The organism is Dictyoglomus turgidum DSM 6724 (assembly GCF_000021645.1).
Classification (GTDB): Bacteria; Dictyoglomota; Dictyoglomia; order Dictyoglomales; family Dictyoglomaceae; genus Dictyoglomus; species Dictyoglomus turgidum.
Window position 1 is genome coordinate 1,091,603 of sequence record NC_011661.1, and the last position, 24,953, is coordinate 1,116,555.

The 24,953-nt window shown below is 34.5% G+C and carries 21 protein-coding genes and 8 tRNA genes; 28 read left to right on the forward strand and 1 reads right to left on the reverse strand.

All coding sequences use genetic code 11. From position 1 onward, the window contains the following. Positions 1-117 precede the first annotated feature (117 nt). The 9 genes from DTUR_RS05485 to hflX are packed head-to-tail and all read left to right on the forward strand — an operon-like array spanning position 118 to position 11,360. The gene (locus tag DTUR_RS05485; RefSeq protein ID WP_012583435.1) at positions 118-519 is read left to right on the forward strand and encodes a Fur family transcriptional regulator; all 402 of its coding nucleotides are present in this window, start codon (positions 118-120) and stop codon (positions 517-519) included. After that, complete coding sequence (gene argR, locus DTUR_RS05490; protein ID WP_012583436.1) at positions 516-965, forward strand: arginine repressor; 450 nt, start codon at positions 516-518, stop codon at positions 963-965. The genes DTUR_RS05485 and argR overlap by 4 nt, the downstream gene beginning before the upstream one ends. After that, the gene (locus DTUR_RS05495) at positions 965-2,401 is read left to right on the forward strand and encodes a histidine kinase N-terminal domain-containing protein (protein WP_012583437.1); all 1,437 of its coding nucleotides are present in this window, start codon (positions 965-967) and stop codon (positions 2,399-2,401) included. The genes argR and DTUR_RS05495 overlap by 1 nt, the downstream gene beginning before the upstream one ends. After that, positions 2,394-3,719 (forward strand): tRNA (N6-isopentenyl adenosine(37)-C2)-methylthiotransferase MiaB, encoded by a 1,326-nt coding sequence (gene miaB, locus DTUR_RS05500; RefSeq protein ID WP_012583438.1) that lies wholly within the window; start codon positions 2,394-2,396, stop codon positions 3,717-3,719. The genes DTUR_RS05495 and miaB overlap by 8 nt, the downstream gene beginning before the upstream one ends. Position 3,720: 1 nt before the next feature. Beyond that, complete coding sequence (gene mutS, locus DTUR_RS05505) at positions 3,721-6,282, forward strand: DNA mismatch repair protein MutS (RefSeq protein ID WP_012583439.1); 2,562 nt, start codon at positions 3,721-3,723, stop codon at positions 6,280-6,282. 3 nt (positions 6,283-6,285) lie between these two features. Next, a complete protein-coding gene (mutL, locus tag DTUR_RS05510; protein WP_012583440.1) occupies positions 6,286-8,004 on the forward strand; it encodes a DNA mismatch repair endonuclease MutL in 1,719 nt (572 codons plus the stop codon). Next, positions 8,001-8,981, forward strand: coding sequence for a tRNA (adenosine(37)-N6)-dimethylallyltransferase MiaA (gene miaA, locus DTUR_RS05515; protein WP_012583441.1), 981 nt, complete (start codon positions 8,001-8,003; stop codon positions 8,979-8,981). Before mutL ends, miaA begins: the two co-directional genes overlap by 4 nt. Next, positions 8,974-10,179 carry an LL-diaminopimelate aminotransferase gene (locus DTUR_RS05520; RefSeq protein ID WP_012583442.1) on the forward strand — a complete coding sequence of 402 codons (1,206 nt, stop codon included), beginning with the start codon at positions 8,974-8,976 and terminating at the stop codon, positions 10,177-10,179. Before miaA ends, DTUR_RS05520 begins: the two co-directional genes overlap by 8 nt. Continuing rightward, positions 10,143-11,360: a GTPase HflX gene (hflX, locus tag DTUR_RS05525; protein ID WP_012583443.1), complete on the forward strand. Its 1,218-nt coding sequence runs from the start codon at positions 10,143-10,145 to the stop codon at positions 11,358-11,360. The genes DTUR_RS05520 and hflX overlap by 37 nt, the downstream gene beginning before the upstream one ends. Here the strand turns inward: hflX and DTUR_RS05530 are convergent. Then, positions 11,352-12,038 (reverse strand): DUF72 domain-containing protein, encoded by a 687-nt coding sequence (locus DTUR_RS05530; RefSeq protein WP_012583444.1) that lies wholly within the window; start codon positions 12,036-12,038, stop codon positions 11,352-11,354. The two genes, hflX and DTUR_RS05530, sit on opposite strands and share 9 nt — an antisense overlap. Before the next feature lie 167 nt (positions 12,039-12,205). Between DTUR_RS05530 and rho the strand changes: the two genes are divergently transcribed. From rho to DTUR_RS05625, 19 genes are all read left to right on the forward strand, one after another. Next, positions 12,206-13,630, forward strand: coding sequence for a transcription termination factor Rho (gene rho / locus DTUR_RS05535; RefSeq protein WP_012583445.1), 1,425 nt, complete (start codon positions 12,206-12,208; stop codon positions 13,628-13,630). Between the two features lie 33 nt (positions 13,631-13,663). Beyond that, a complete protein-coding gene (locus DTUR_RS05540; protein WP_012583446.1) occupies positions 13,664-14,173 on the forward strand; it encodes a GerMN domain-containing protein in 510 nt (169 codons plus the stop codon). 2 nt (positions 14,174-14,175) lie between these two features. Continuing rightward, entirely contained in the window at positions 14,176-14,907 is a 732-nt protein-coding gene (locus DTUR_RS05545; protein WP_012583447.1) for a metallophosphoesterase family protein, read from the forward strand. A gap of 4 nt (positions 14,908-14,911) precedes the next feature. Then, entirely contained in the window at positions 14,912-15,454 is a 543-nt protein-coding gene (yfcE, locus tag DTUR_RS05550; protein ID WP_012583448.1) for a phosphodiesterase, read from the forward strand. A 59-nt stretch (positions 15,455-15,513) separates the two neighbouring features. Further along, positions 15,514-15,591, forward strand: a tRNA-Pro gene (locus DTUR_RS05555). A gap of 15 nt (positions 15,592-15,606) precedes the next feature. Continuing rightward, positions 15,607-15,681: transfer RNA gene (locus DTUR_RS05560), tRNA-Gly, on the forward strand. Positions 15,682-15,714: 33 nt separating this feature from the next. Continuing rightward, positions 15,715-15,791 (forward strand) — tRNA-Arg (locus tag DTUR_RS05565). A 25-nt stretch (positions 15,792-15,816) separates the two neighbouring features. Further along, positions 15,817-15,893: transfer RNA gene (locus tag DTUR_RS05570), tRNA-His, on the forward strand. Between the two features lie 12 nt (positions 15,894-15,905). Further along, positions 15,906-15,982, forward strand: a tRNA-Arg gene (locus tag DTUR_RS05575). Positions 15,983-15,987: 5 nt separating this feature from the next. After that, positions 15,988-16,063 (forward strand) — tRNA-Lys (locus DTUR_RS05580). 5 nt (positions 16,064-16,068) lie between these two features. After that, positions 16,069-16,152 (forward strand) — tRNA-Leu (locus DTUR_RS05585). 21 nt (positions 16,153-16,173) lie between these two features. After that, positions 16,174-16,248: transfer RNA gene (locus tag DTUR_RS05590), tRNA-Gly, on the forward strand. Between the two features lie 73 nt (positions 16,249-16,321). Further along, entirely contained in the window at positions 16,322-17,617 is a 1,296-nt protein-coding gene (tig, locus tag DTUR_RS05595) for a trigger factor (protein ID WP_012583449.1), read from the forward strand. Positions 17,618-17,621: 4 nt separating this feature from the next. Then, entirely contained in the window at positions 17,622-18,206 is a 585-nt protein-coding gene (clpP, locus tag DTUR_RS05600; protein WP_012583450.1) for an ATP-dependent Clp endopeptidase proteolytic subunit ClpP, read from the forward strand. Positions 18,207-18,216: 10 nt separating this feature from the next. Further along, on the forward strand, positions 18,217-19,452 hold the full coding sequence (gene clpX, locus DTUR_RS05605) for an ATP-dependent Clp protease ATP-binding subunit ClpX (protein ID WP_012583451.1): 1,236 nt from the start codon (positions 18,217-18,219) through the stop codon (positions 19,450-19,452). A 14-nt stretch (positions 19,453-19,466) separates the two neighbouring features. Further along, positions 19,467-22,112 carry a valine--tRNA ligase gene (locus DTUR_RS05610; RefSeq protein WP_012583452.1) on the forward strand — a complete coding sequence of 882 codons (2,646 nt, stop codon included), beginning with the start codon at positions 19,467-19,469 and terminating at the stop codon, positions 22,110-22,112. A 19-nt stretch (positions 22,113-22,131) separates the two neighbouring features. Next, entirely contained in the window at positions 22,132-23,445 is a 1,314-nt protein-coding gene (gene rsxC / locus DTUR_RS05615) for an electron transport complex subunit RsxC (RefSeq protein WP_012583453.1), read from the forward strand. Between the two features lie 17 nt (positions 23,446-23,462). Beyond that, positions 23,463-24,419, forward strand: coding sequence for an RnfABCDGE type electron transport complex subunit D (locus tag DTUR_RS05620; protein WP_012583454.1), 957 nt, complete (start codon positions 23,463-23,465; stop codon positions 24,417-24,419). Further along, complete coding sequence (locus DTUR_RS05625) at positions 24,416-24,952, forward strand: RnfABCDGE type electron transport complex subunit G (protein WP_012583455.1); 537 nt, start codon at positions 24,416-24,418, stop codon at positions 24,950-24,952. Before DTUR_RS05620 ends, DTUR_RS05625 begins: the two co-directional genes overlap by 4 nt. Position 24,953 lies beyond the last annotated feature (1 nt).

The following is a 24,953-nucleotide window of genomic DNA, read 5'->3' on the forward strand; positions in this document are numbered from 1 at the left end:
AATTTCCTTTTCCTATTGATTTTATTGCTAAAGTATTATATCACAAAAGTATAATTATTTTGACAAAAGAATAATTTTAAATTAAACTCTTATTAAATAGAAGGGAGAAAAAGAGAAATGCAAAGAGAAACAAGGCAAAGAAGATTGATAATGGAGATTCTTTTAAATAGTATGGATCATCCTGATGCTCTTACGGTTTTTAGAAGAGCACAGGATAAGAAGGCTAAGGTAAGTATTGGTACTGTATATAGAACGTTAGAGCTTCTAGTAAAAGAAGGAAAGGCTTTAAAGTTTTATGATGCTAATGCCATTGCAAGGTATGATGCAAAAACTGATTTTCATCATCACTTGATTTGTAAGATTTGTGGAAAGGTAGAAGATTTGGATGTGTCACTTTTTAAAAGTGATCAAATGATTAAAGAAATAGAGGAGAAAACTCATTTTAAAGATATAGAATATCATCTAACCATATATGGAATTTGCGAAGATTGTGCTAAAAGGGGAAATAGGGAAAGTTGAATAAAAAAGAAAGATTAGAAAAAATAAAAGAAATACTTAAAAAAAGAAATATAAGTAGCCAAAAAGAATTAATGGAAGCTTTAAGAGAGGAAGGAATTTATGTGGTACAAGCTACTCTATCAAGGGATCTTAAGGAGTTGGGAGTAATAAGGCAAAGTTCGGATCTTGGCAAAAGATATATTATTCCAGAAAATGCTATAAATGTTGCCTCTCTTAAAGATCTTTTCCATAGGGTAGTAGTAAGTATAGATTTTGCAGAAAATTTAATACTGGTTAAAACTATTCCTGGAAATGCACAGGCAGTGGCATTTCTCCTGGATAATTTTTTAAACGTTTATGACTATTTTGTAGGAAGTGTTGCGGGAGACGATACCATATTAATAGTTTTGAGAAGTAAAGATAAGACTCAGGAAGCATTAGAGAAGTTAGAAGAGCTTAGAAAATAATGACCAGAATAAAGAAAGAAACCACATACCTTTTGGAAGAACTTAAGGATTATGTTCCTTATCTATCTTTGATCTCAGATTTGTTAAGTGCTGATATTTATCTTTATCAACCTATAACAGACCTTTCTGCTGTCATTTTAATTGCTGAGGCTCATCCTAAGATAGTGCCTCCTCTTTCTTTAAGACAAGAAGTAGGGAAATTGATATTTTTTGAAGATGACCCTAATCTATTTGAAGTTATAAATACAGGAAAGCAAAAATTAGTTAAAAATGGTATTGTAATTGGTGGATTTCCAGTAGAAGAAGAAATTTATCCCATTAAGAAGGATAATAATTTAATTGGAATTTTGAAGGTACAGAGGAATTTGCTTGTTCATAGTGAATTTCCCTACAATGCGCGAAGTTATAAAGAAACCTCTCAATGGTTAATTAAAAATCTCATAAAGTTTAAACTAAACTGGAAAGGATATAATGAACCATTGACTGAAGGAGAAGGAATTATGATTTTGGATAGAGATGGAATTGTTCTTTTTGCAAATATGTCTGCAGTCAGACTCTTTAGAACTTTAGGAGAGGTAGGAAATATATGGGGAAGAAAGATAAAAGATTCCTTCTTCTATAAATATATAGAAACTTACACTGAGACTGGAATAATAAGGGTGTATGGAGAAGAGACCTATGAAGAGTATAATGATGAGACAAGAAGTTTCTATAGAAGGATTTTTCCTTTAACAAAGGGTGATCAAAATTTATGGAGGGTGTTTTATGTAATAAAGGAGACTACAGAACTTAAGCAGAAAGAAAGGGAGTTAAAGTTTAAATCAGTGTTGATAAAGGAAATACATCACAGAGTAAAAAATAATCTTCAAACTATCGCAAGTCTTCTTAGAATTCAGATAAGAAGACTTGAATCTGAAAGTGCAAAATTAGCACTCCAGGAAAGTATAAACAGAATAAATAGTATTGCCTATGTGCATGAATCTCTCTCAAAATTTGAAGAAGATAGAGTAGATATAGTTGAAGTTGCTGAAAAACTTCTTAATGCTTTTAAGCAGACTTATGAGCATCTTCCATGTAAGTTTAATTTTTATAAAAATAGAAAGAGTGTCTTCTTATCCTCAAAAAAAGCCACTTCAGTAAGCTTAATCATGAATGAACTTTTACAAAATGCAACAAAGCATGGAGCTTACGAAGATGTAGAAACTGAGATTAATTTACACCTTTACCAGGAAAATCAGGATATAATAATGATAGTAGAAAATAAAGTCTTAAAGGATAAAAATGTTTCTTTTGATATATCCTTTACTAAAGGTAGTTTAGGATTTCAACTGATACAGATGCTCACCGAAGAAATAAAAGGTAAAATTGATATAGAAAGAAAATTAGACAGTTTAAGTGTGAAAATAAGATTTCCAAAGGGAGAAGAAGATGCCTAAATATCACATTATTACTTATGGTTGTCAGATGAATAAGTCAGACTCAGAAAAAGTAGCAGGAATTCTTGAGAGTCTTGGGTATATTCCATCGGAAAAGATGGAGGAAGCGGACCTTATTTTATTAAATACATGCTCTGTAAGAGAAAGGGCGGAAGAAAAGGTATTTGGAAAGCTTGGGGAGTTGAGAAAGTTAAAGAAGAAGAATCAGAAACTTTTGATAGGTATATTTGGTTGTATGGCTCAAAGGATGAAAGAGGAACTTATTGAAAAATTTCCTCATGTAGATTTTGTGCTTGGAAGTTATAAGTTTACAGAACTTCCTAAGGTTTTGGAGAGTTTAAATGATAATAATAAAAAGATTGTACTTGCAGAAGATAATCCAAAGCCTGAAGAAGTAGATTTTAGAATTATAAGGCGGGAAAATAAATTCCAGGCATGGATACCTATAATTTATGGATGCAATAATTTTTGTACTTATTGTATTGTTCCCTATTTGCGTGGGAAAGAAAAGAGTAGAGATCCTCAAGAGATAATAAAAGAAATAGAACACTTAGCAAATCAAGGTGTAGTCGAGGTTACATTACTTGGGCAAAATGTGGATTCCTATGGTAAAGATCTTGGAAATGTGGATCTTGCTGATTTGCTTGTAGAGATTCATAAAATTCCAGGTATTAAAAGGATAAGATTTCTAACTTCTCACCCAAGGGATGTTTCAGACAAACTAATTAATGTAGTTGCAACTCATCCAAAGATATGTCCTCATTGGCATCTTCCTCTACAGGCAGGGTCTGATAGGATTTTGAGAAGAATGGGAAGAGGATATACTTACAACGAATATAAGGCTTTGATTGAGAAAATAAGAGCTAAGATTCCTAGAGCTTCTTTCTCTACGGATATTATTGTGGGATTTCCAGGTGAGGAAGAGGAGGATTTTCTTGCTACAAGGAGAGCTTTAGAGGAGATAAAATTTGATACAGTAAACCTTGCTATATATTCAAAAAGACCTGGAACTCCTGCTGCAAGTTATGATGATCCTGTCCCTTATGAAACTAAAAAGAAGTGGTTTGATGAACTTGAAAATTTGCAAAGAAAAATCATATATGAGAGAAATCTTTCTATGATAGGGAAGGAAGAATTGGTACTCGCTGAGGGGGTTAATCCTAAAAATCCTAAGGAACTTTCTGGGAGAACAGAAAATTACAGATTGGTGTTTTTTGAGGCAGATAGAAAATTAATAGGCAAGTTTTTGCTTGTTAGAATCATCGAAGCGAGACTTTGGTCATTAAGGGGAGAAGCTATAAGAGAGGTTGACCTGTAATATGGAGAATATGACTCCTTTATATAGGCAATATAAGTCCATAAAAGATCAATTTTCCGACGCTATTCTTCTTTTTAGGTTGGGAGATTTTTATGAGGCTTTTGAAGAAGATGCAAAGATAATCTCTCAAGAGCTTGATATTGTGTTAACTTCCAAAGAGATTGGTAAGGGCAAAAGAATCCCTATGGCTGGGGTTCCCTATCATTCCTTGGATAGCTATTTGTCTAAATTAGTACAAAAGAAGTATAAGGTGGCAATTTGCGAACAAGTCGAAGATCCAGCATTAGCAAAAGGTCTTGTGAGAAGAGAAGTAGTAAGAGTCATTACACCAGGGACTTTAGTAGAGGATACATTACTTGAGGATAAAAACAACAATTTCCTTTCTTCAATTTATGCTTTGAATAGAGAATATTTAGCTCTTGCTACTATTGATGTCTCTACGGGGGAGTTTTTTGCTACTGAATGGAGAGGAAAGGATGCAGAGGAAATAATTTATTCTGAATTGGTTAGGTTAAAGCCTAAGGAGATAATATTACCCTTTTCATTAAAAGATCTTCTCTCAGAGTTATTAAGTGATCTAAAAAGAGAGGTAGATCCCAAAATTACTCTTTTAGAAGATAGTTATTTTGAGCCTTCAGATCATCAAATTAGTTATTCTGAACCAGAAGAGAACTATCCTCTTGCTGAGAAGTCTATAAATGGGGTTTTAAGCTACATAAAAGAAGTAATGTTTACTATTCCTACCCACATTGAGAGGGTAGAATTTTATAAACCTCAGCAATATTTGATCCTTGATAGTACTGCAATAAAACATTTAGAGCTTCTTGAGACAGTAAGAGAAGGACAAAGAAGAGGAAGTCTAATATGGGTACTTGATAAGACTTTGACTTCCATGGGAGCAAGACTTCTAAAAAAATGGCTCTTGCAACCTCTTTTAAATGTGAATGCCATAAAAAAGAGGCAAGAAGCTATAAAGGAGTTCTTAGACAAGGATCCTTGGAGAAGAGAAATGGAAGAGATACTAAAAGAGATGCCAGATCTTGAGAGGATAAACTCAAGAATAAATTATAATACTGCGACTCCAAAGGAATTAATATATCTAAGACAAGCTTTATCTTTTTTACCCTTATTGAGAAAGTCCCTTGAAAAAGCAGAGTCCAACAGATTGAAGGAGCTGAAAGAAAACTTACCTAATCTTGAACCTTTATACGAAGAGCTTGATAGAGCTCTTGTAGAAAGTCCTCCTTCTCATATCAAAGATGGAGGATATATAAAAGATGGTTATGATCCAAATCTTGATGAGCTGAGGAAACTTCTAAGAGAAAGTAAAGATTGGCTAATTAACCTTGAGAACCGAGAAAGAGAAAGAACGGGTATAAAATCTCTCAAGATTGGATATAATCAAGTTTTTGGCTATTACATAGAGGTAACAAAGGCGAATTTAAATTTGGTTCCTTCGGATTATATAAGAAAGCAGACCCTAGTCAATGCAGAAAGATTTATTACGCCAGAGTTAAAAGAGTGGGAGAATAAAATCCTTCATGCGGAGGATAATATTAAAAAAATAGAAGAAGAACTCTTTCAAAATCTAAGAAAGAAGGTTATTAAACATTCTAAGGACATTACCACTTTTGCTCAGACCATCGCGGAGATTGATGTGTATATATCTCTTGCTAAGGCAGCAAGGGAGTATAATTATGTGTGTCCTCAAATTACTAATGATTATGAGGTAATAATAAGAGAGGGAAGACATCCAGTAATTGAAAGAATGCTTCCTCCAGGAACTTTTGTACCTAACGATGCTTATCTTAACAAAGACAAGTTTATTGATCTAATAACAGGACCTAATATGGCTGGAAAGTCCACCTATATAAGACAGATTGCTTTAATCATTATCCTTGCTCAAATGGGTTCTTTTATTCCGGCCAAAGAGGCAAAAATTGGAGTGGTAGACAGGATCTTTACAAGAATAGGAGCATGGGATGATATATCCTCTGGGGAAAGCACTTTCCTTGTGGAGATGAAGGAGGTTGGAAACATACTTTCTCATGCTACAGAAAGAAGTTTAATAATTCTTGATGAAGTGGGTAGAGGAACCAGCACCTACGATGGAATAAGTATTGCATGGGCTATAGTGGAGTATATCCATAACAAAATAAAGGCTAAAACTCTTTTTGCTACTCACTATCATGAACTTACAGAGCTTGAAAAAGAGCTAAAACATCTTAAAAATCTTAGCGTAGCAGTACAGGAAAAAGGTAAAGACATAATCTTTTTACACAAAATAGCGGAAAAACCAGCTGATAAAAGCTATGGAATCTACGTAGCTCAACTTGCAGACCTACCGAAAGAGGTCATTGAGAGAGCAGAAAAGATTTTGTTTGAACTTGAAAAGGGAAGGGAAATTAAGAAGAAAGAAATTGTACAACTTCCGCTGTTCTCAGAGATTACTGATTCTAAGCTTGAAAAATTAAAAAATGAAATTCTATCTTTAAATACTAATGAGCTTACTCCAATCCAGGCTCTTTTAAAAATCCATGAATGGAAGGAACTTATAAAGTAAATCATGGGAAAAGTAATCTTATTGCCTGAAGAAATAAGAAATAAGATAGCTGCAGGAGAAGTAATAGAAAGACCTGTATCTGTGGTTAAGGAACTTGTTGAAAACTCTATTGATGCAGGAGCTAAAAGGATTACTGTGGAATTTATAAATGGTGGAGAGACCTTGATATCAGTTATAGACGATGGTGAGGGAATGACAAAAGAAGATGCTATTCTTGCCTTGAATAGGTTTGCTACAAGCAAAATTAAGACAGAAGAAGATCTATATAATATAAAAACCCTTGGTTTTAGAGGAGAAGCCCTTGCAAGTATAGCAAGTGTATCTAAAGTGGAGGTAAGATCAAAGACTGAAACAGAGGATGGAGTTTTTATAAAAGTTGAAGGAGGAGTCATTCAGGAAATAAATCTTTGGCAAGGTTCAAAAGGGACGGTAATTAAAGTTTTTGATCTTTTCTATAATGTGCCTGCAAGGAGAAAGTTTTTAAAAAGTAAAACCACTGAGACAAATTTAATTGTGGATTTCGTAAAAAGAATTGCTATGGCCTATCCTGAGATCTCTTTTCAACTTATTCAAGATGGAAAAAATAAATTTATAACATCGGGAAACGGTAAGTTAGAAGATGTAGTTTCACTACTTTTTGATATAGAGATTCATAACAATTTAATATTTTTACAAAGAAAAGAAGGAAATTACATTATAGAGGGATTTATAAGTAAGCCTGGAAAGCTTATTTCTTTAAAGTCTCAGGATTATTTTTATGTAAATAGAAGGTGGGTTAGAAATAATATTATTCTTCAAGCTATAAAAGAAGGATATAAAAATAGACTTCTTGAGGGTTATTTTCCTTTTTCTATAGTTTTCTTAACCCTTCCATACCATGAGGTTGATGTTAATGTGCATCCTACAAAAAGAGAAATAAAGTTTGAAAAAGAAAAAGAAGTATACGAATTCGTGTCGAAAGCTATAAAAGAGGCATTGGATAGTGAAGATAAAAGATTTTTTAGTGGGGTAAAAGCATTAGAGGGCAAAGAACATAAGAATCATGTTGGGATAAAAACAGAAAAAGAGCTTCTTTCTTTGCCCATGGAATTTGAGCATAAGTCAGAAAATAAACTCTCTGAGGATATAAGTGAATACATCTCTTTAAAGTCAGGATTTAGGATTGTAGGACAAATATTTGACAATTATATAATTGTGGAGACAAAGGATAGGGTTTATATAATAGACCAGCATGCAGCTCATGAGAGAATTAGATACGAAGAGTTGAAGAAAGAGTTAAGTTTAGGGTACCTTCAAAATGTAGAGATCCTTTTCCCCTTAGTTATTGAGGTTTCGGAAGAAGAAAAAGAATTATTAAATAAGCACAAAGATCTGCTGGAAAAGTTTGCTTTCTCATGGGAAGATTTTGGGCCTTATCATATAAGAATTATAAGAGTACCTTACGAGTTTTTGAAATTTGATTCTAAGTCTATAGAAAACCTCTTTCAAGAGATAATATCTGATATAAGTGAGAAAGATCTCTCTAAGTTGGAAGACAAAATAATTAAGAGTATGGCATGTCATAGTGCTATAAGGAGTGGAAATATTCTTGTAAGAGAAGAGATGGAAGTGTTAATAAACTTAATATTTGAAAGAAAGATTCCTTTAACTTGTCCTCATGGAAGACCTTACATATGGGAAATTAGTAAGGAAGAGTTAGAGAGGTACTTCCATAGAAGATGAAGATACCATTAGCGGTTATTCTTGGGCCAACAGGAACTGGAAAAACTAAGCTTTCTCTTGAGCTTGCTAAATATCTTCCTGTGGAAATTGTTTCTGTAGACTCCATGCAAATTTATCAAGGAATGGATATTGGAACCGCAAAACCTTCCTTAGAAGATAGAGAAAAAGTTCCTCATCATTTAATAGATATTGTTCTTCCAGATTATTTCTTCACGGTGGCAGAATTCAGAGAGAGGGCCCTAAAAGTTATAGAAGAAATATATGCGAGAAGAAGATTTCCTCTCCTTGTGGGGGGCACACCTCTTTATTATAAAGTACTATTTGGAGAATTTTCTATTCCTCACGTTCCTCCTGATCTTGAATTTAGAAGGAAAATGAAAGAACTTGCAGAAAAAGAAGGAGAATATAAATTATATGAAGAATTAAAAAAAATAGATCCAAAAACTGCATCTAAAATTCATCCAAGGGATTTAAAAAGAATAATTAGAGCTCTTGAAGTCTATTATAAAGTAGGGAAACCAATAAGTGAGCTCGCTGGTGAGAAAAAAGAAGATAGATTTTACATTTCTAAGATAGGTCTTTATATGCCGAGAGATTTACACTATAGGATTTTAGAAGAAAGAGTTGATAAAATGATTGAGCAAGGGTTGGTTGATGAGGTTAGAAATCTTTACTTGAAAGGTATCAACGAAAATTTTGTCTCTATGCAAGGAATAGGATATAAAGAGATATTAAGGTATTTAAGAGGAGAACTTACTCTTGAGGAGAGTATAAATCTTATAAAGAAGAGAACCAAGGAGTTTGTAAAGAGGCAATATACATGGTTCAAAAAATACAAAGATATTCATTGGTTTGATGTCTCTCAATATTCTCTTTCACAACTTGCTAAATTAGTTTATAATACCATAATAAATGATTGGGAGAACCAAGGTTATAAATATCAAAATCGGGAAGGAGTGAATTATTTTAATGATTAAAAAGGCAAAAAGAATTGAAAATCTTCCTCCTTATCTATTTGCCCGTATAGATCAGCTAAAAGAAGAGGCTATAAATAGAGGTATAGATGTGATTAGTCTTGGGATTGGTGATCCTGATCAGCCTACACCGATGCCTATAGTACAAAAATTATGTGAGGAGGCCTTAAATCCTGCTAATCATAGATATCCATCCTACGAAGGCCTTTTGGAGTATCGTCAGGCGGTAGCAAACTGGTATAAATATAGATTTAACGTAGATCTTGATCCTAAAAAGGAAGTATTGTCTCTTATAGGATCCAAAGAAGGATTAGTACATATGATATGGGGCCTTGTGGATAGAGGAGATATAGTTCTGTGTCCAGATCCTGGATATCCTGTGTACAGAATTTCTACTCTTCTTGCTGAAGGAGAACCTTATTCTATTCCCCTTAAAATTGAGAATAAATTTCTTCCAAAGTGGGAAGATATTCCGACCGAGATTGCTAAAAAAGCTAAAGTTATGTTTTTGAACTATCCTAGTAATCCCACGGGTGCAGTTATAGACAAAAAAGGATTAGAAGAAGCTGTAAAATTTGCCAAAGAATACGATATTATTATTTTATATGATAATGCCTATTCAGAAATAACTTTTGACGGCTTTGTGGCTCCTTCTATTCTTGAAATTGATGGTGCTAAGGATATTGCTATAGAATTTAACTCTTTGTCAAAGACTTTTAATATGACTGGGTGGAGAATAGGCTATGCAGTGGGAAATGCAGATTTGATCTCTGTACTCTCAACAGTGAAAACCAATGTGGATTCAGGGGTTTTTCAAGCAATCCAATATGCTGCTATTGAGGCTTTAAATAATTTAAGAGATTTTTCAAAAGAAAGTGTGAAAATTTATCAAAGAAGAAGGGACATGGTACTTGATGCCTTCAAAGGTATGGGAGTTGAGATATTACCTCCCAAGGGTACTTTTTATGTATGGGTATCTGTTCCAGAAGGATTCACTTCTACAGATTTTGCAGCGTTTCTCTTGGAGGAGATTGGAGTGCTGGTGGTACCTGGAATTGGTTATGGTGATTATGGAGAAGGATATATAAGAATTTCTACAACTATAAGTGAGGATCGATTAATAGAGGCATTGAAAAGAGTTAAAGAATTTTTTGGGAGGGATGATTGGAAATCGAAAAAGCCATCCTTGTTGCTAAAATAAGCGATTTAGAAGAATTAGAGGAACTTAAACTACTCTCTAAAACTGCTGGTGTAAAAGTACAGAATGTATTACTTTTTGGAGGAGAGCCTGATCCTGCCTCCTTTTTGAGAAGTGGCAAATTAGAAGAATTGAAATATTTGGTAATGGAACAAAGAGCTGACTTAGTTATATTTAACAATGACCTGAGTCCTGTTCAACTTAGGAACATAGAAAAAGAGATACCTGCGAGGATAGTAGATAGAACTATGTTAATCCTTGATATTTTTGCTCAGCATGCAAGAAGCAAAGAAGGTAAAATCCAGGTTGAGCTTGCCCAATTGGAATATTTGCTTCCTAGGCTTACGGGAAGAGGGGAGACTCTCTCAAGACTTGGAGGAGGAATAGGTACAAGAGGTCCAGGAGAGACTAAGCTTGAGATTGATAGAAGAAAAATAAGAAAAAGAATACATACTCTCAAAAAGGAACTTGAAGAGATAAAAAGAGAACGAGAGGTCCAGAGAAAACAACGATTAAATCTTCCTCAGATAGCTCTTGTAGGTTATACTAATGCAGGAAAGTCAACATTATTTAATCTATTGACAGGAGCAAATGTCAGGGCTGAAGATTTACTTTTTGCTACTTTAGATCCCACAGTAAGAAAGGTTAATTTTAAAAATAATTGGGAAGTTTTGATATCTGACACTGTGGGATTTATAAGAAACTTGCCTGAAGAGCTATTAACTGCTTTTAGAGCAACTCTTGAGGAAATATACTACGTGGATCTCATATTGCATGTAATAGATATATCAGACAAAGACTTTAGAAAACAGATTGAGGTGGTGGAGTCTATATTAGAGGATATGGGTATAGAAGATAAAACTATAATTAGAGTATACAACAAAATTGATCTCTTAAGTAAAGAAGAGGTTAGATATTTAAAGCAGGAATTAGATTATAAACCTTCAGTTTTTATCTCAGCAAAGGAAGGAATAGGGATAGAAAAACTTAAAGATCTAATTGTTAATGAACTTTTAAAGGGAGTGAGAAGATATAAAATCAACATTCCATATAATAAGTTTAATTTGTTTCAAAAATATAGGGGAAAATTGTACATTGAGGAGGAAAATTATAAAGAAAATTTTGTGGAGATTAAAGCTCGGGTTCCTAAGGAATATAAAAAACTGCTTGATGAACTAAGATGATAATAATTTATACATAACTATTCCATTTTCTAACATGTAATCGTTGTTGAAAAATATATAAACTTTATCTGCGTTTAATTTTTTTATTCTCTCAACATATTCCCTTAACTCATCCTCATTATATTTATAGGAATACCATCTATCTTTTCCATGAAATCTTATATAGGCTTTTTTTGTAGTCACAATAATTTTGTCGGGGAGTTTTGGTGCACTTACTGAGACAAAAGTTATATTATTCTCTTTCATTTTTTCTAAAATGCTCTCATAAAACCAATCAGCCCTTCTTGGTTCAAAAGCAAATTTATCTCCTAGCTGAGTGAATCTGTGAAAATCTATTAACTTTGAGATATTTTCTGAGCTCATACTTGGAGGAATTTGAAAGAGATAAAGTTCTATAAAGGGTTCTAAGGTTTTGAAGAGATTATAAAATCTTATCCAATTTTCTTTGGCATCCTCATTAAACTTATAAAGATGAGTTATAGATCTATGTACCTTTATTACAAATCTTAACTTATTTCCATATTTGACCCATCTCAAAATGGTTTTTTCTCGAGGAAAGTGATAAAAACTGCTATTTACTTCGATAGCATTAAATGGTGTGTTTTCTATATACCACCCTAAGTCCCTTTTAGGATTCCAGCTATAGCTCCACCCAGAAGTACCTATAAAAATCTCCATGATTTTATTATATACTATAATTGACTTTTTAAAATAATTGTTTTATACTATCATGAATTTTCAGCAATAACTGTATTTGTACCTTCATAACTTTTATTCTTTCCTAAATATGTTTGTTTATTAAAACTTTTAAGAAATCTTTTCCAAAAAGGAGGTTAAATAAAGGGATGTCTTATGAGGATTTAGTACTCAAAACCAGAGCAGAATTAGTAGAAATTGCCAGAGAACTAAAAATACCTGGGTATTATCGTATGACAAAGGAGGAAATGATTGAAGCAATTAGCAGGAAATTAGAGGAGGGAGAGGTGGATTTAGAATCACCTAAGAGTGAGGTTTCTTCTTTACTTACTATAGAAAAAGGTGCTGGAATAAAAGGACTAGAGATTGAAGAGAAAAAAGAAGAGAAGGAGGAGAAAGAGGAAAAGCAAGAGCAAAAGGATAAAGTTATTATTGATGGCTTTGAATGCATATATAGGGAAGGTTATTTAGAGATAACAGAAGATGGCTATGGGTTTATTAGGAAAAATTTTAAGCCAAGTGATGAAGATGTATATATATCAGCCTCTCAGATTAAGAAGTTTGGTCTAAGATATGGAGATCTGATTGGAGGAATGGTTCGTCCACCGAAGGAAAATGAGAGATGGTATGCTATTCTAAGAATTGATACTGTAAATGGAAGAGACTTAATGCATTCAAGGCAAAGACCCAAATTTGATGATTTAATTCCTTTCCATCCTACTGAAAGATTAAAGCTTGAAACCACTCCTGATGAGGTAGACACAAGATTAATAGATCTTCTTGCCCCTATAGGAAAAGGGCAAAGAGGATTAATTGTTTCTCCTCCTAAAGCTGGTAAAACTACACTGCTTAAGAAAATAGCGAATGGTATATCTGCAAATCATAAAGAAGTAAAATTGTTTATTCTTCTAATAGATGAAAGACCAGAAGAAGTAACAGACTTTAGAAGATCAGTTCAGGGAGAAGTTATTGGTTCTACTTTTGATGAACCGCCTGAGAGGCATATACAGGTAGCAAAACTTGTTCTTGAAAGAGCAAAAAGACTTGTGGAATATGGAGAACATGTGGTGATTCTGCTTGATAGTATCACAAGACTCGCAAGAGCTTATAACTGGGCTGTACCATCCAGTGGTAGAACTCTTTCAGGTGGAGTTGAGCTTGCTGCATTGCACCATGCAAAAGAATTTTTTGGGGCTGCACGTAATATTGAGGGGGGCGGTAGTTTAACCATTCTTGCTACTGCTTTAATAGAGACTGGTAGTAGAATGGATGATGTGATTTTTGAGGAGTTCAAGGGAACAGGAAATATGGAACTGGTTTTAGACAGAAAACTTGCTGATAGAAGAATTTTCCCAGCGATAAGTATATCAAGATCTGGTACTAGAAAAGAAGAGTTACTGTATCCAGAGGACCAGTTGAAGAAAATTTGGTTCTTAAGAAGGACCTTGATAGGACAAGAAGAAGGTGAAGCTATTGAGGGATTAAAGAGGATGTTGAGGGAGACAAGAAATAACGAAGAGTTCTTGAGGGTTATTGATGGTATAATTAAGAAAGGTAATACTATTAGAAGATAATTTTTAGATATTTGGGTAATGAGGTAAGAAAAAGTGAAGAAGATAGTAGTTGGTATTTCGTTTAGTCTTTTGTTAATATTTGTTATTTTTTTATTGTTCTTTTTTCCTTTTAAAACCAAGGTAGTACTCTATACCTATGATTCTAATAATCAGAGTTTAAGAAGAACCGATTCTGAGATTGAAGTAAGTTTGGCGGAAAGGTTGGTTTTTAAAAATAATCTTTATAAAAAAGTTATTTTAAAACTAATTGAAGAATCAGATAGTAATAAAGATCATTTCCCAATACCTAAAGGTACAAGGCTTTTGAGTGTGAGTTTAAAAGATGAAGTAGCGTATGTTAATTTTTCGGAAGAGTTTAAGAGAAATCATCCAGGCGGAAGCTTAGGAGAGATTTTAACGATTTATAGTATTGTAGATACATTGACTGAATTTCCTGAAATCAAAAAAGTTCAAATACTTATTGGGGGAGCAGTGGTTGAAACTCTTGCTGGACATATTGATCTTACTTCTCCCCTAGAACGAGATTTGTCAATGGTTAAGTGAAGATGAAGATTGGTATAATATCAGATGTACACAGTAATCTTCCTGCTTTGGAAAAGGTATATAAAAATCTCGAAAGGGAGGTTGATGAAATATACTTTCTTGGAGATATAGTTGGATATGGGCCTTTTCCTAACGAGTGTATGGATTATTTAAAAAAATTTAGGCATAAGGTAATTGGCAATCATGATGCAGCTACAGTAGGAATGAGAGGATATGATGATTTCAACGAATATGCCAGATTTGCTATTGATTGGACTAAGGAAAACATATCTAAAGAAAATATTGAGAAATTAAAGAATTTACCTCAAATTGAAGAATTGGAAGATTCTTATCTTGTTCATGGAAGTTTGAGGGATCCTTTGGATGAGTATCTGATTAATTATTATTCTGTTTTTGCAAATTTTGAGTTGATGAACAAAAATATTGCCTTTTTTGGCCATACTCATCTTACAGGGGTTTTTATTTTTTCTGAAAAGGATAAAGAAATTTATTACGTAAGCTTTGTAAATGGAGGTGAATTAAAAATAGAGAGAGGTTATAAGTACTTGATAAATCCTGGGAGTGTTGGGCAGCCAAGAGATGGTAACTGGAAATCAAGTTATGCAGTTTATGATACAAGATTAAAGGTGATAGAATTTTATAGAGTAGAATATAATTTGGAGAACTTACAAAAGTATATGAAAATGCTGGGATTTCCTAAATATTTATGGGAAAGGTTACAGTATGGGAGGTGAATTTATGAGGATTTTAGTGATGAGCGACACTCATGGTGATACTACCTTTTGGGAATACATAAAGGAACTCCTGGAAAAGAGTGATTATGTAATTCATGCGGGAGATGTCCTTTATCATGGCCCAAGAAACCCTCTTCCTGCTGGATATAATCCTCCCAAACTTGCTGAACTGATAAATAATTCTAAACCCTTTTTTATTGCTAAAGGAAATTGTGATGCTGATGTGGATCAATTGGTTTTAAACTATCCTATAGCTTCTCCATATGTATTTCTTCATTTTGAACCATTCAAGATCTTGGTGACCCATGGGGAAGATAAAAGGGAAGAAGATTTATGGGATATGGCAGAAAAATATAATGTGGATATTTTGATCTTTGGACATATACATACTCCTATTTTAAAGAAAGAGAATAATAGAATAATATTGAATCCAGGCAGTCCCTCTCTTTCTAAGACCCCTAATAAGACTGTAGCTCTACTACAAGATAATAAGATAGCAATTATTGATATAACTGATAAGACAGAGCTCTATTCTTTAGAAGTATAGATAAATTATTGATATCTCTTGACTTAAGAAAAATTTTTTTATAATATTATCTTAGCTATCGGGGCATGGCGCAGTTGGTTTAGCGCGCCTGGTTTGGGACCAGGAGGTCGCTGGTTCAAGTCCAGCTGCCCCGACCAGGTAAAAATGAAAGAGCGGGAGTAGCTCAGGGGTAGAGCATCAGCCTTCCAAGCTGAGGGCCGCGGGTTCAAATCCCGTCTCCCGCTCCAAAATTTTAAATAGTTAGAATATTAGTGGGCCACGCGCCCATAGCTCAGGTGGACAGAGCGGCAGACTTCGAATCTGCAAGTCGGGGGTTCAAGTCCTCCTGGGCGCGCCAGAAATTGAGATATGGGATAAAGATGGTGAACGTAGCTCAGTATGGCAGAGCGCTGGGTTGTGGCCCCAGTGGTCGCGGGTTCAAATCCCGCCGTTCACCCCAAATATAGAAAAAGCGCCCGTAGCTCAGTAGGATAGAGCAACGGACTTCTAATCCGTGGGTCGGGGGTTCGAATCCCTCCGGGCGCGCCATTCTTGGGCCGTTAGCTCAACTGGCAGAGCACCTGACTCTTAATCAGGGGGTTGCAGGTTCGACTCCTGCACGGCTCACCAGTTGTGCGAGGGTGGCGGAATGGCAGACGCGCTAGACTTAGGATCTAGTGGGAGTTCCCGTGTGGGTTCAAATCCCACCCCTCGCACCAAACAACAAGAAAAATTAAGGTGCGGGAGTAGCTCAGGGGTAGAGCGTCTCCTTGCCAAGGAGAAGGCCGCGGGTTCAAATCCCGTCTCCCGCTCCAAAATTTTATATAGAGATTTAGAGACCTCAGATTCATATCTGAGGTATTATTTTGTTATAGGGAGGTTAGATTAATGCCAATTAATGAATCAAGTGTCAAATATGATATAGAAAAACTACAGGGTAGCAGAATTAAGGTAAATGTAGAAGTAGATGCAAGGGAAAGAGAAGAAAGTTTAGAAAGAGCGTATAAAAGTTTGGTAAAAAGGTATCAGGTTCCTGGTTTTAGGAAGGGTTATACCCCTCGTCCTGTTCTTGAAAGGTATTTAGGAATTGAGGCTTTTGAAGATGAGGCAATAAGAATAGTCGCAAGGGAAGTTTTAAATATGATTCTTCAAAATGAGAATTTTACACCCCTTCAGGATCCTTATTTTGACTTACTGCCTCAGGAATGGAAGGAAAATGAGAACTTAAAATTTTCTTTTGTGATTGAAGTGCCACCTGAATTTAAACTTGGAGATTATAAAGGATTTGGATTAAAAAAAGAAAAGGTTGAGGTCTCAGAGGAAGAAATTAACAGGGTTATAGAGCAGATTGAACTTCAGCTTAGTAAATTAAATACTGTGGAAGAAGGAAGTATAGAAAAAGGAGATGTGGTTTATCTTGAAAGGGAGAGGGAGGATGGTAGTCAGCTTCCTCCTTTATGGTTTACTCTTAATGGGCAGATGTTACCAGAGTTAGAAGAAAAATTAATTGGAATGAAGCCTGGAGAGGAGAAAGTTATAGAGATATCTTTTCCTGAAGATTTTTATGAAAAGGAACTTGCAGGTCAAAGTTTACCTTTGAAGTGGAAAGTAAAGAAGATCTGGAGGTATGAGAAACCAGATCAGGAAATATTTCTCCAAAAAGTAAATGCAAGTTCTATAGAAGAATTTAGAGAGAAGGTAAGAGAGAGTATTAAAGAGGAAAGAGAAAAATTAGAGGAAGATAAACTTTTTTCACAGATTTTGGATAAAATATTAGAAAACACAGAGCTGGATCCTCCGTTAAGTTATGTTCATTATCTTGCAGAAAACATCTTAAGGGAATTCTTGACCGAACTTAACAAAAAAGGAGTACAGTTAGAAGATTATCTTTCTCAAAGGGGAATTAGTAAGGATGAGTTTGTGAACAATGTAATTGAAGATGCAAGAAAAAGAATTAAAATAGAGATGATCCTTGACAAGATTGCTGAAATTGAGAATATTAATATTTCCGATGAGGAAATTAATAATGTTATAAAAGAGATTGCTGAAAATGAGGGTAAAGAGTTTAAAGAAATTAAAAGGGAATTAGAGAGGGAAGGTACAATAAACACATTAAAAAGAAATCTACTTAGAGAAAAAGTAAGAGAATTTTTAATAAAAGAAAATGTTGTAGAGGAGGAATGATAGAATGTTAGTTCCAATTGTAATTGAGCAGACACCAAGGGGCGAAAGAGCCTATGATATATATTCTCGTCTTTTAAAGAGTAGAATAGTCTTTTTAGGTACCACTATTAATGATGAAGTAGCAAATTTAATTGTTGCTCAACTTTTATTTTTAGAGTCAGAAGATCCAGAAAAGGACATATACCTTTATATAAATAGTCCTGGCGGAGAGGTTTCTGCAGGTCTTGCTATATACGACACTATAAGACATATAAAGCCTAAAGTAGCTACAGTATGTGTAGGACAAGCTGCTAGTATGGCTGCAATTTTGCTTGCTGCAGGAGATAAAGGTAAACGATATGCACTACCCCATTCAAGAGTAATGATTCATCAACCCCTTGGAGGGGCATATGGTCCTGCAGCTGACATAGAAATTCATACACGAGAAATTTTAAAAATTAAGAGAGTTTTAAATGAAATTTTAGCATACCATACTGGTCAGCCCATAGAGAAGATTGAAAAAGATACCGATAGAGATTTCTTCATGTCTGCTTATGAGGCTAAAGAGTATGGAATTGTTGACGAGGTTTTAGAGAGTAAGAAAGAATAGGAGACAAAATATGAGCGATAAAAATATTCGTTGTTCCTTTTGTGGAAGGACTCAGAAAGAGGTTAAAAAATTAATTGCAGGTCCAGGAGTATACATTTGTGATGAATGCGTGAAGTTAGCCTATGATATTATAGAAGAAGAGGATAGTGAAGAAATAGAAGAGGAAAATCAAGAATTTGTTTTACCAAAGCCTCATGAGATAAAAAATTTCCTTGATCAGTATGTTATAGGACAAGAAAGGGCGAAAAAGATCTTATCTGTTGCTGTTTATAATCATTACAAAAGGATATTTATGAGATCAAAGATAACAGAAGATGTAGAAATACAAAAAAGTAATGTTTTGCTTATTGGGCCTACCGGTGTTGGAAAGACCTTATTGGCAGAAACTCTTGCAAAATTCCTTAAAGTACCCTTTGCTATAGCTGACGCCACTACATTAACCGAGGCTGGTTATGTTGGTGAAGATGTAGAAAATATTCTTCTGAGATTAATTCAAAATGCAGATTGGGATATTAAAAGAGCCGAAAAAGGTATTGTTTATATAGATGAGATTGATAAGATCTCAAGGAAATCTGAAAATCCATCAATAACGAGAGATGTTTCAGGAGAAGGAGTTCAACAAGCTCTTTTAAGAATAGTAGAGGGTACTATTGCTAATGTTCCTCCTCAAGGAGGAAGGAAGCATCCTTATCAAGAATTTATTCAAATAAATACTAAGGACATATTATTTATAGCTGGAGGATCTTTTGAAGGAATAGAAAAAATCGTAGAAAAAAGATTAGATGTATCAAATATTGGGTTTGGGGCCCAAATAGAACCTAAAAATCGTAAGTCATTAACTCAAATATTAAATCATATTATACCTGAAGACCTCATTAAGTTTGGGATGATCCCTGAGTTTGTAGGAAGATTTCCTGTAGTTGCTGTCTTAGAGCCTTTAAGTGAGGAGGCTCTTTTAAAAATTTTAACTGAGCCTAAAAATGCCCTTGTAAAGCAATATAAAGCTTTGTTATCTATGGAGGGTGTAGAAATTAATTTTACTGATGAAGCTTTAAAAGCTATAGTAAAGGAAGCTATAGATAAGGCTACAGGAGCAAGAGGACTTAGAGCAGTTATGGAAGAACTGATGTTAGATTTAATGTATGAACTTCCCAATCTTGGTATTAAAAAATTTACAGTAACTCCAGAATTAGTTTATAATCGTAATAAAATTTCTCAAGATTTATTAAAAAAGCTTGCTGGATAGGGGGATTGTAGATAATGAAGGAAAACATTCCATCGGTTTATTCTTTTAACGAGGTGGAGGAAAAGTGGTATAAATATTGGCTTGAGAAGGATTATTTCCATGCTGAAGTAGATAGAAGTAAAAAAAACTATTCTATTGTCTTACCTCCTCCTAATATAACTGGATCTCTTCATATGGGACATGCTCTCAATGCTACTATACAGGATATTCTTATAAGATGGAGAAGAATGCAAGGATTTAATGCTTTATGGATACCTGGAACAGACCATGCTGGTATAGCAACCCAAATGGTGGTAGAGAGGGAACTTTTGAAAGAGGGCAAAACAAGGTGGGATCTTGGTAGGGAGAAATTTTTAGAGAGGGTATGGCAATGGAAGGAGAATTATGGCAATACCATTGTAGAGCAGTTGAAAAAACTTGGAGTTTCTTGTGATTGGAAGAGATTTAGATTCACTATGGATGAGGTCTATTCTAGAGCCGTTATAAAAGCTTTTGTGGAATTATATAAAAAAGGATATATTTATAAAGGGGAAAGAATTATTAATTGGTGTCCTCGTTGTAAGACTGCTCTTTCTGATCTTGAGGTAAGATATGTGGAAGAAAACTCTTTTCTTTGGTATATAAAATATCCTTTATATCAAGAGGATGGGTATATTGTTATAGCTACTGCAAGACCTGAAACTATGCTTGGAGATACGGCTGTAGCAGTGAATCCTGAAGACGAAAGATATAAGGCTTTAATAGGTAAAAAAGTGGTGTTACCTCTTGTAGGGAGAATAATTCCTATAATTGCTGATGAAACTGTGGATCCATCTTTTGGTACAGGAGCTTTAAAAGTTACACCCGCTCACGATATAGATGACTTTGAGATTGGAAAGAAACATAATTTAGAATTTATATCAGTCATAGATGAAAATGGAATAATGAGTGAAAATGCAGGAAAATATAAGGGATTAAGTGTTTTGGAGTGTAGGAAAAAGATTGAGGAAGATTTAGAAAAAGAGGGATACCTTTTGAAAAAAGAGCCTTATTTACATGATCTTGCTACTTGTGATAGATGTGGAACTCCCATTGAGCCTTTAATCTCAGAACAATGGTTTATGAGAATGGAAAATCTTGCAAAACCTGCTATTGAAGTAGTAGAAAAAGGGGAAGTTAAATTTATACCTGATCGTTGGAAAAAGGTTTATTTTGATTGGATGTATAATATAAAAGATTGGTGCTTATCAAGACAACTTTGGTGGGGACATAGAATACCAGCTTGGTACTGTGAAAACTGTGGTCATGTTAATGTAGAAGAGCAAAAACCAGAGAAGTGTGAGAGATGTGGGTCCGAAAACTTAAGGCAGGATGAGGATGTGTTAGATACATGGTTTAGCTCTGCACTCTGGCCTCTTGGAACTTTGGGATGGCCTGAAGATACGGAAGATCTAAATTATTTTTATCCCACTTCAGTCTTAAGTACTGCAAGGGATATCATTAATCTATGGGTTGCGAGAATGATTATGATGGGACTTGAGTTTAGGAAAGAGGTACCTTTTTATTATGTTTATGTGCATCCTACAGTTCTTACAAGAGAAGGCAAGAGAATGAGTAAATCTAAGGGGACAGGTGTTGATCCCTTAGAGCTTATAAATAAATATGGTGCTGATGTGACAAGGTTTGGACTTGCGATTCAATGTACTGAAATGCAAGATCTGCGTTTCCATGAGGAAAACTTTGAGAATACGAAGAACTTTACAAATAAAATATGGAATGCAGCAAGGTTTGTAATTTCAAATTTGGACTTTAATATAGACTATAATGAGGTAGACCTTACTAAACATTCTTTATCTTTGAGTGACAAATGGATATTGAGTAGACTTCAAAAGACAGTTTATGAAGTTACTGATCATCTTGAAAATTTCAGATTTAGTGAGTATGTCAAGACGATTTACACCTTTTTCTGGTCAGAATTTTGCGATTGGTACATCGAACTTTCAAAACCAAGGCTTTCTAATACTGAAGATCCAGAAAGCAGACTTATAGCTCAGGTTATCCTCTGGAAGGTATTAAAAGAGAGCATGCAACTTTTGCATCCTGTGATGCCTTTTATAACTGAGGAGATATGGCAAAAATTACCATCAACTCATGAAAGCATTATGATTTCAAAATGGCCAGAAGTAAATGAATTATTTATAGATGAAGAGGCTGAAAAAGATATGGAATTTATAATGGAATCTATAAGAAGCATAAGAGCAATAAGGTCAGAATTTAATATATTACCTAATGAAGTTATTAATGTAGAGTTTCTTACTCCCAATAAATATAAGGAAATTCTCCTTCAAGGATATTCTGGATATTTCTATACCTTAGCTAAGGCGAAACTTTCAACTATTTTGGAGAAGAGAAACCTAAAACATGTGGCTCATAAAATTGTTGAAGATGTGAATTTTTATGTCAATTTAGAGGGCTTAATTGACATAAGCAAAGAAAGAGAAAAAGTAAAAAAGGAGTTAGAGGAACTTTATCTATTAATAGATAAAGTAGAAAAGCGCTTATCTAATAAAGATTTTATAGAAAAAGCTCCACCTGAGGTTGTGGAGAAAGAAAAAGAGAAATTAGAAAGTCTTAAGAAAAAAGTTGAATTTTTGCAGGAAAGATATAGAATCTTAAAGTAAGGTAGAATAGGAGGTTTATATGAAGATACTTAGTTTTAAAGGTGGTGTACATCCTCCTGAGAAAAAAGAGCTTTCTAAAGATAGTCCTATTTCTAAATTGCCTCTTCCTGAAAGACTAATAATTTTTACTTGGCAACATACAGGAGCCTCTAATGATCCTTTAGTAAAGGTAAAAGATTATGTATATAAAGGTCAAAAAATAGGTGACAAACAAGCTTATGTATCAGCTCCTATTCATGCTCCTACCTCAGGCACTGTTAAGAGGATAGGACTCTATCCTCATCCAACGGGTAAGCAAATGGTAGGAATAGAGATAGAACCTGACGGAAAAGATGAAGTTTATCCTGATCTTCCTCCTTCAGTGAATTGGCAAAATCTTTCTCCTGAGGAGATTAAAAGTAGGATTAGAGAAGCTGGTATTGTCGGTCTTGGAGGAGCTGCTTTTCCTACTCATGTAAAAATTTCGCCTCCTCCTGAAAAGAAGATAGACACTGTTATTTTAAATGGTGCCGAATGTGAGCCTTATCTAACTATTGACTATAGGTTGATGTTAGAAAAGCCAGAATTAATAATCGAGGGATTACATATATTAATGTATGTGCTTGGAGTGAAAAGAGGAATTATAGGTATCGAGGATAATAAGAAAGATGCGGTGGAAGTTTTGAAGAAATATGCTGACAGTGACATTGAAATAGTTACTTTACCTACTAAATATCCTCAGGGTTCTGAAAAGCACCTTATAAAGGCAGTGTTGGGAAGAGAGGTTCCATCGGGTGGGCTTCCAATGGACGTGGGGGTTGTGGTAAACAATGTGGGAACAGCAGTGGCTATAGCTGAGCATTTTAGGACAGGTCTTCCTTTAATATCAAGGGGGGTTACGGTAACAGGTGAGGGAGTTAATTCTTCAAAAAATTTAGAAGTTTTAATAGGTACACCTGTAATAAAGCTTATAGAATATGTGGGAGGATTTAAAGGTAAGCCTGGTAAGATTTTGTTTGGGGGACCGATGATGGGAGTTGCAATATATGATTTAAACACGCCAATAGTTAAGGGTACTTCTGGGGTAGTGGTATTTCCCGAAGATAAAGTTGAATATTATGATCCAATTCCTTGTGTAAGATGTGGAAAGTGTCTTGAGGTATGTCCAATGGGACTTATGCCAACCACATTGGCAAGATATGTAAAGAAGGGTAAATTAGTTGAGGCGGAAGAGTTAGGAATCTTAGATTGTATTGAGTGTGGTTCCTGTAATTACATTTGTCCATCAAGAAGGCCTCTTCTTCAATGGATTAGGGTAGGGAAAACTGACATCTTAGCAAGGAGAAGAAAGTAAAAGGAGGAGAACTATTTATGGAGTTAGAAAATGAAAAACTGATTGTTTCCTCATCTCCTCATATTTTTACAACAGAAGATACCTCCTATGCAATGAGACAGGTTATTCTTGCTCTTCTACCTGCTACTTTAGCAGGTATATATTTTTTTGGGTTTTATGCCCTTATAGTAATACTTGTTAGTGTTGTTTCTTCAGTTCTGTGGGAGGCTCTTGCTCTGTATATTAGAAGAAAACCTTTAAGTATTCTTAAAGACTACAGTGCTGTAGTAACTGGACTTTTGTTAGCATTAATCTTACCTCCTAATGTACCTTTTTGGATTCCTATTATTGGAACGGGTGTTGCCATTTTACTTGCTAAGCAGGTCTTTGGGGGAATTGGAGAGAACTTTTTAAATCCCGCTCTTGTAGGAAGAGCTTTTCTTTTATCTTCTTATCCTCAGATTATGACTTCCTGGGTTAAACCAATAGGCGGATTAGGCTTTATGTCTAACCTTTCTACTGCAACTCCTCTGGCTATAGAAAAACTCAAACTTACAGGATACTCTTTACCAAGTTATTGGGATCTTTTTATAGGAAATAGAGCAGGATGTATTGGAGAAACATCAATTCTTCTTTTGCTTTTAGGTGGTTTATGGCTGATCTATAAAAATATTATTGATTGGAAGATTCCAGTTTCCTTTATTTTAACAGTGTTTATTATGTCTTTTTTATTAGGAAAAGACCCGATTTTTCAAATACTTTCTGGAGGACTTTTCTTAGGAGCATTCTTTATGGCTACTGATTGGGTAACTACACCTCTTACTTCTAAGGGAAGATTGATCTTTGGTATAGGAGCAGGGTTGTTTACCATAGTTATAAGATTTTGGGGTGCTTATCCGGAAGGTGTCTCTTATGGAATTCTTGTTATGAATGCTTTAACTCCTTTGATTGATAATCTTGTAAAGCCTCATAGATTTGGAGAGGTGAAAAAATGAAAAACATTTTGAGATATGGTTTAACTTTAATGCTCATATGTGCCATAGCTGCAGGTGTTCTTGCCTATACTTATGAGAATACTCAAAAGGTCATAGAACTTAATAAAGCAAAAGAGAGAAATTTATTGCTCAAAGAGCTTCTCCCTGAAGCAATTGAGTTTGTACCTTTGTCAAATAAACCAAAGAATATTGATCCTTTGGTTAATATAAATGAAATATACATAGGGAAGAGGGATGGAAAAGAGGTAGGGAAAGTTTGGGAGGTAAGCACTAAAGGATATAGTAGTGATATAGTACTACTTGTTGCAGTGAATGACAAGGGAGTGATAGAAAAAGTAAAAGTGGTATCTCAACAGGAAACTCCAGGACTTGGTACAGAGGTTACTAAGGATAATTTTTTAGGACAATTTATAGGGAAAAAAGAACCAAATTTGGAGGCTAAAAAAAATATCACGCCTGTTTCTGGAGCAACTATCTCTTCCTCTGCGGTAGTTAGAGCAATTAATGAGGTTTTGAAACATAACAGAATTTAAG